Here is a 5,022-nt window from a genome sequence, read left to right on the forward strand (position 1 = left end):
GGTGTCCGCCTGTGGAGATGGAGTGAGACCACCTCGCTCCTGAAGCGAGGAGGCGTCCGTTGACGAAGCAGGAACCCGGATCGCGAGGTACGGGAATCCCCGGAGTTCACACCGGGGAGGATGTCAATTGTCGGTGTTCGAGCCTTCCGGGCCCCCGCGACTGGCCCGCCTACTGTGGGAACGCGACGTCGAACTTGTCGGCCTGCCCGCGATCATCGGTCGTCGTCCGCGGCCATCAGCCGTCGTCCGCATGGCCCGGCCGCCGTGGTGGACACCGCACCGAAGCGAGGAGACCGTGCCAGTTGGCGACAGAGGTTTCGTCGTTCGCGACACCCGCATCGCGTACGAGAACCCGTGGATGCGGGTCCGGGAGGATGCCATCGTTCGGGCCGACGGCAGCCCCGGCCTTTTCGGTGTGGTCGAGAAGTCGGACTTCGCCCTGATCATCCCTGTCGACACTGATGGCGTGTGGCTGGTCGAGCAGTTTCGCCACCCGGTCGGCGGCCGCTACTGGGAGTTCCCGCAGGGGTCCTGGGAGGACCAGCCGGACGTCGGGCCCGCGGAACTGGCCGAGGCCGAACTACGGGAGGAAACCGGGCTCCGGGCCGGCCGGCTCGACCATCTGGGACAGATCTTCACCGCCTACGGCTACGCCGACCAGGCGTGTCAGGTCTGGCTGGCCACCGAGCTCTCCCCCGGACAGCGCGAGCTCTCCGTGGAGGAGCAGGATCTCGTGACACGTCGCTTCAGCCACCGCGAGTGGGGCGACCTGCTCGCCGGAGGAGTCATCAAGGACGCCTCGTCCCTGGCGGCCTGGGCGTTGCTGTGTGCGAGCCCGCTGCGGGAGCGGGCATTCGGACGAGCGGTCAGTTTTCCAGGGTCGTGAAGCGGACGGGTTCGCGCAGGACGGTGGTGGCTGCGGGGAGGTCGGCGAGGCGGGTGGCGAGTGTCGCTTCGGCCAGGCGCGGGGTAGCGCGGTGTTGAACTTCAGGCCGGCCAGGGCCTCGTCGGTGACGTGGGGCAGGCAGAGGCGGGATTCCAGGTCCGCGGTCGCGGCTCTCCACTCGGGTGGGGTCAGGTCGCTGCGTAGGCGCAGGTAGGAGGCGGTCGGGGCCTGGAGCGGGTCGGCGAGGTCGCCGAGGCTCGCGACGAGGGTGCGGTTGGCGCGTTCGCCGGCCCAGGTCCACCAGCGGACGTCGGTCAGATCCTCCGTCCGGACGATCATCGTGCCGCCCGGGTGGACGACGTCCAGATGGTTCTCGCGGACGGTCGCTAGCCGTTCCGTCGCCCGGGGGGTGAGGGGGACCGGTGGATCGGTGCCGAGCAGGACGTCCCGCATCGCCCTGGTCAGTTCGAAGGACAGCCCGCCGTCGGCGGACGTCAGCCAGCGGGCCCGGCCGCCGCCCTCGGCGGGTTCGACGAAGCAGCGGCGGCGTTTCCAGTCGATGTGGGTGACCCGCCAGCTGCGGCCGGCGAGAAGCAGCAGCCGCGGGCCCTCGACCGGGTCGGTGAGCAGAACCGGGTCGGTGCGGCCTATCTCGTCCCGGCCGTGCAGGACGGTGAACTCGGGTGCCGCGGTGAAGACCGCGGTCAGCTCGGAGAAGTGCCGGTGGCCGAAGCGACGCTCCGCCTCGGGTCCGATGAACAGCATGCCGCCGTCGGAGTCCAGGTAGCCCGCGCGGACGAGGTGCCGCACGATCGGCTCCGCCGAACGGTCGAAGGGCGCGACGTCATCGTCAGCCCGCCCGTCGGCACGCCGCTGCCCGAGCCGGCGTCGCGGGCCGCCGCCTGCCAGTCGCTGATCATCAGATGGCGTGACATTAGTCTTGTTCTCCGTATAGAAGCGGCGAAGACCGATGATTTTTTCTTTGCTCCGTGCCCGGTTTGCCGTGCGGAGTGATGGGCTTGGCGAGGTTGTGGCTGCGCTTGTCGTGGCGGCTACTCCCGCGCTACTCCCGTGGGTACGCGCTGACGCGGTCACTGCGCAGAGCGTGCGGAGCCTGGATGGGGCGCGGTCCTACTCTCCGCCGGCCAGGCGGCGCAGTGCCTTCTGCGAGGGCGAGCCCGGCTCGGTGGTGAACGTGACGACCCACTGGTCCGGCTCCCCGCCGGGCTTCACGACGTGGATGGCGATCTCGAGATCGCCAGCCTCCGGGTGCCGCAGATGGCAGGTCACGCTGGACCAGTCCGCGACCTGGTATTCGGCCCAGAACCGGCGGAAGTCGGCGTTGGTGGACCGCAGCGACTCGATGACGGTGACCAGGTCGGGGTACTGGGGGTAGCGACCCAGGGACAGCCGCAGGTAGGCGACACGCTGGCGGGCGATCGCGTCCCATTCGGAGACGTCGCTGATCATCGACCGGAAGCGTCGGTCGAGGAAGACCAGGCACGGCCAGACGCGTCGGCGGGGCGGCTGGGCGTCGAGGTCGCCGAGGACCCGTTCGGCGGAGTCGTTCCAGGCCAGGATGTTGCCGTGCCGGCCGTGCACGAACGCCGGCGTGTGGTCCATACCCTCGATCAGGCAACGGAGGTCGGTGCGGACGGCGGGCTCGTCCGGGCCGGGAACCGGCCGCGGCGGGTGGACGAGATTGATGAGGTGTTCGCGTTCGACGCCACTCAGCCGCAGCGCGGCGGCGACCGCGTCGAGGACCTCACCCGAGACGTTGCGGCCGTGGCCCTGCTCCAGTCGGGTGTAGTGGGTGACGCTCACCCCGGCGAGCTGGGCCAACTCCTCGCGGCGCAGGCCCGGGACGCGGCGGCGCTCTCCGTACTGGGGCAGGCCGACGGTCTCGGGCCGCAGTTTCGCCCGACGTGACTTCAGAAAGCCGGTCAACTCGGCTCGGGTGTCCACTGGAATCAGGGTAGCCATTGCTTGGCTACCCAACCGAGGGCGCTGGCTGCGCCGATTCCGCGCCCACAGGCTGGTCGACATGACAGCGAACCTCACGAGCCGGGAGATCCGGCTGGCCGGCCGCCCGGTCGGTGAACCCGGCGCACAGCACTTCGAGCTCGTCCACCAGGCGGTGCCGCCGCTTGCCGAGGGGCAGATCCTGGTCCGTAACACCTGGATGTCGGTCGACCCGTACATGCGGGGGCGGATGGACGAGACGCCGTCCTATATCCCGGCGTTCCAGTATCCCGGCGTTCCAGCTCGGTGTCGCGTTGGAGGGCAGCGCGGTCGGCGAGGTCGTCGACTCCCGCTCCGGCGCGATCCCGGTCGGCGCGACCGTGTCCCACTTCCTCGGCTGGCGGGATTACGCCGTCGTCGACGCGACGGCGGCGAACGTCGTGGACGTCGCGGGCGTGCCGCCGCAGGCGTACCTCGGCCCGCTCGGCACCACCGGGCTCACCGCCTACGCGGCGCTGACGGAGGTGGCGCCGGTCCGTTCGGGTGACACCGTGTTCGTCTCCGGGGCCGCCGGCGCGGTCGGGAGCGTGGCCGGCCAGCTCGCCCGGCTGCTGGGGGCCGCGACGGTGATCGGTTCCGCCGGCGGCCCGGACAAGGCCAGGTGACTTCGCACCGACTTCGGATTCGACGTGGCCATCGACTACCGGGCCGCCCCTGTCGCCGAACAGCTCGCCGACGCGGCCCCGCAGGGAATCGATGTCTATCTCGACAGCGTCGGCGGCGATCACCTGGCCGCCGCGATCGGATCCGCCCGGGCCGGCGCGCGGTTCGCCCTCGTCGGCGCGGTCAGCTCCTACAACGCGACCGGCCCGACCCCCGGCCCGGAGAACCTCCTCCAGGCGTACTGGAAGGAGACCACGCTGCGCGGCATGCTCGTGACCTCCTACTTCCACCTCTTCCCGGAGTGGACCGAGCGCGCGCGGGCCTGGCTGCGGGACGGGTCGTTGCGCACCGCCGAGACCGTGGCCCACGGTCTGGAGGAGGCCCCGGCCGCGTTGCTCGGCGTGCTGCGGGGCGCCAACACCGGCAAGATGCTCGTCCGCCTCGGCCCCGGTGACAGAAGCAGCCAGACGATGACGGCGACGCGGGACGCGCTCCCGGTCCGATGACTCTGATGGAGTTCACCATGGCGCACCGACAGTTCCTCGTCGTAGGCGGCACCGGCAAGACCGGCCGGCAGGTGGTCGCCCGCCTCCGCGCTCGTGGCGCGCCGGTCCGGGTGGCGTCCCGGTCCGCGCAGCGGCGCTTCGACTGGACCGACGAACGCACCTGGCAGCCCGCGCTGAACGGTGTCGCAGGCGTGTATGTCGCGGCGCCCGATGAGGTCACAGCCGTGCCTGCCTTCCTCGCACGGGCCGCGGACACCGGCGTCGAGCGGCTGGTGCTGCTCTCGGCGCGCGGGGTGGACCAGCCCGGCTACTACGGCGATGACTACGACGGCGCCGGGGGGGCACCTGCGCAACGAGGACGCCGTCCGGTCGACCGGAATGCGCTGGACGATTCTGCGGCCCGGCTGGTTCGCGCAGAACTTCAGCGAGGGCTTCTTTCACGCCTCGATCCAGCGGGGCGAGCTGCGGCTTGCGGCTGGAGACGGCGCGGCAGCCTTCGTCGACACGCGCGACATCGCCGATGTCGCGGTCGCGGCGCTCACCGAGGACAATCATGCCGGTCGGACGTACGAGCTGTCCGGTCCGCGTGCCCTGACATTCAGCGAGGCTCTCGCCGAGATCGAACGTGTCTCCGGACACGCCACCCGGTACGTCGCCATTCCGCCCGCCCGGTTCGTCGAGGAGCTCTCCGGACAGGGGTGGAGCCGGGCGGACGCCCGCCTTTGGACTGCTGCGCTCACCCCCATCGCCACGGGTCGGGAAGCGGTCGTCGCCGACGGGGTGCGACGCGCGCTCGGCCGGGAGCCAACCGACTTCACCGACTTCACGCGAAGCGCGACCGCCGCGTGGATATCGAAGACCGACTACTGAGTGGATTCCGTGCGCCCAGCAGACTGGAGGTGACGCCGTGTAAGCGGCCGATCTACCTTTCGTAAGCTCGTCGTCGCTTGCCGGTGGAAGTCCGGTCCGGGTAGCTGCCAGGAGGCCCGGTAGCAGGCTGGCGGC

2 protein-coding genes and 3 pseudogenes are annotated in these 5,022 nt (G+C 70.8%); 3 read left to right on the top strand and 2 right to left on the bottom strand.

Going from position 1 to position 5,022, the window contains the following annotated elements; all coding sequences use genetic code 11:
* The first annotated feature begins 358 nt into the window (after positions 1–358).
* Positions 359–886 (top strand): NUDIX hydrolase, encoded by a 528-nt coding sequence (locus tag FMEAI12_RS32880; RefSeq protein WP_235014964.1) that lies wholly within the window; start codon positions 359–361, stop codon positions 884–886.
* On the opposite strand, the pseudogene FMEAI12_RS40350 reads toward FMEAI12_RS32880, so the two are convergent.
* Together FMEAI12_RS40350 and FMEAI12_RS32890 are read right to left on the bottom strand one after the other, a co-directional pair.
* Positions 867–1,729, bottom strand: a pseudogene (locus tag FMEAI12_RS40350) (ATP-dependent helicase); the annotation flags it as partial. The gene FMEAI12_RS32880 and the pseudogene FMEAI12_RS40350 overlap by 20 nt on opposite strands.
* A 288-nt stretch (positions 1,730–2,017) precedes the next feature.
* Positions 2,018–2,833, bottom strand: coding sequence for a helix-turn-helix transcriptional regulator (locus FMEAI12_RS32890; RefSeq protein WP_200835497.1), 816 nt, complete (start codon positions 2,831–2,833; stop codon positions 2,018–2,020).
* A 97-nt stretch (positions 2,834–2,930) separates the two neighbouring features.
* Between FMEAI12_RS32890 and FMEAI12_RS40355 the strand changes: the two are divergent.
* Both FMEAI12_RS40355 and FMEAI12_RS40360 read left to right on the top strand, forming a co-directional pair.
* A pseudogene (locus FMEAI12_RS40355) lies at positions 2,931–4,017 on the top strand (NADP-dependent oxidoreductase).
* A gap of 17 nt (positions 4,018–4,034) precedes the next feature.
* A pseudogene (locus tag FMEAI12_RS40360) lies at positions 4,035–4,887 on the top strand (NAD(P)H-binding protein).
* Positions 4,888–5,022 lie beyond the last annotated feature (135 nt).

The organism is Parafrankia sp. Ea1.12 (assembly GCF_900465275.1).
GTDB classification, from domain to species: Bacteria; Actinomycetota; Actinomycetes; order Frankiales; family Frankiaceae; genus Parafrankia; species Parafrankia soli.